Below are 1,851 nucleotides of genomic sequence, written 5' to 3'. Positions count from 1 at the left end.
GTATTGAAATAGATGGCATAAATACTTTATCAATTGATCGTAATTCACTTAGAAAAATGTATGGAATGGTATTACAAGAAACATGGATTTTTAAAGGAAGTATTAAAGAAATATTGCTTATGGAAAAAGTGATGCTACTGATGCTGAAATTATTGAAGCAGCTAAAAAAGCTAGAGCACATAAATTTATTATAAATCTTCCTGATGGTTATGATACGATGATTGAAGAAAATGGCGGAAATATATCTGAGGGTCAAAAGCAATTAATTTGTATTGCAAGAATCATATTGACTAAACCACCGATGTTGATTTTAGATGAAGCTACAAGTTTTATTGATACGCGAACTGAATTGCAGATACAAAAAGCATTAGATGCCATGATGGAAGGACGAACAACATTTATTGTAGCTCATCGTTTATCAACTATTGAAAATGCAGATACGATTTTAGTAATGGATAAAGGAAAAATTTTAGAACAAGGGAATCATCAAGATTTATTAGCTAAAATAGGTTATTATTATATGTTGTATAACAGTCAATTTAATATTAATAGTTAGCATAAATAAAACAGTAGCTAAGCGCTACTGTTTTATTTACGATTAGAACATTGATTTCATATCATTAACGATATAATCAATCATTGGTAATGGTGTAAATTGTAAATGAATTTTACAACATTCACATAAATTTTTGATAGCACACCAAATGCTAGGATTACGAATAAAGATCGTTTGCGGGATACCATCTTCTAAAATATAACTACATAAGAAAAATAAGACAACTTCAATTTCATCTTCTTCTGGAGATAACATGTGATTATAAATAATCATTTGTGAAGTTTCATCAAGAACGATAAATAATAAAGGGTTAACAGGGCGGTCGTAATTCTTATCATCTATTGGGGTGTTTAAATAAACAAAATCCATAATTAAGTTATTGTTATTATGATGTTGATTAATAATTTTTTGTTTTTCATTTTCATCTGATAATTCAACGCTTATAAATTTATCTAATTGAGGGATAATTATAGGTTCATAATACCACTGATTATCTTTTTGATAGGCATTTATCATTTCATCTTTATCGAATTTAACATCAATTTCTTTTTTATCATATAAATCAGTAATTTCTAGTAATTGTTGCATTACTTGAACTAAAATTTGAGCTTGACTATCATTGATATGATCAGGAATAAAGCGTTTTTTATAAGATAGAAAATATGGCCAATTACCATTACCTCGATATTTTAAACCTAATTCTTTAATTATTTCTTTTTGCTGTTTTGGCACTTCAACACGATCACCTAAATAAAAAACTAAACAAGTTTGATCATGCATTATATAATTTGTAACACTAGAATCTACCTGTTCAATTAAAAGAGATTCTAAATCCTTTAACCCATCATGACCTTGGTAAATGGATAATCCAATACAATCACCCATTTTACCCATAATAGAACAATAGTAATTATCATCAGGTAAATCTATTTTAACCCATTCATTACTCCAAATCTTTTGCCATGGTTTACTTATTTTCCATTGATTAGCTACATCATATAATTTTTTCCAAATATTTAAATCATGTTTCATTTTATTCTCCTTTTTTTATATTTTGATTAAAGCAATTATTAGTGCAATTACTATAGCACTAATAACATCACTTAAATAATGCACACCACATAAAATTCTTGTACAAGCAATTATAATTGCTAAAATAATCATAAAACCGCCTAATGTTACATTTACATTTAAACAGGCAAAGGCAATTGCAAAAGCACTAACAGTATGTCTACTAGGAAATGATTCTCCTTGTTTATGTTTACTAAGAGGGATAATATCCATTGTTTCATAAG

The 1,851-nt window shown here is 27.6% G+C and carries 2 protein-coding genes and 1 pseudogene; 1 reads left to right on the top strand and 2 read right to left on the bottom strand.

What is annotated here, in order from left to right; translation table 11 throughout:
- Positions 1 to 556 (top strand): annotated as a pseudogene (locus tag ACLR9T_RS14340) (ABC transporter ATP-binding protein); the annotation flags it as partial.
- 42 nt (positions 557 to 598) lie between these two features.
- Here ACLR9T_RS14340 and ACLR9T_RS14335 read toward each other — a convergent pair.
- Together ACLR9T_RS14335 and ACLR9T_RS14330 are read right to left on the bottom strand one after the other, a co-directional pair.
- On the bottom strand, positions 599 to 1,588 hold the full coding sequence (locus tag ACLR9T_RS14335) for a DUF6930 domain-containing protein (protein WP_413110143.1): 990 nt from the start codon (positions 1,586 to 1,588) through the stop codon (positions 599 to 601).
- Positions 1,589 to 1,603: 15 nt separating this feature from the next.
- Positions 1,604 to 1,851 (bottom strand): phosphatase PAP2 family protein (locus tag ACLR9T_RS14330; RefSeq protein ID WP_413110142.1); only part of this gene is annotated, 248 nt, incomplete at its 5' end.

The organism is Thomasclavelia sp. (assembly GCF_047249845.1).
GTDB lineage: Bacteria > Bacillota_I > Bacilli_A > Erysipelotrichales > Coprobacillaceae > Thomasclavelia.
This window is presented reverse-complemented; position numbering and strand designations above follow the sequence as displayed.

Excerpts from the sequence above, each read along its gene's own strand:
- ACLR9T_RS14335 (WP_413110143.1), bottom strand. The coding sequence starts at position 1,588 with ATGAAACATGATTTAAATATTTGGAAAAAATTATATGATGTAGCTAAT.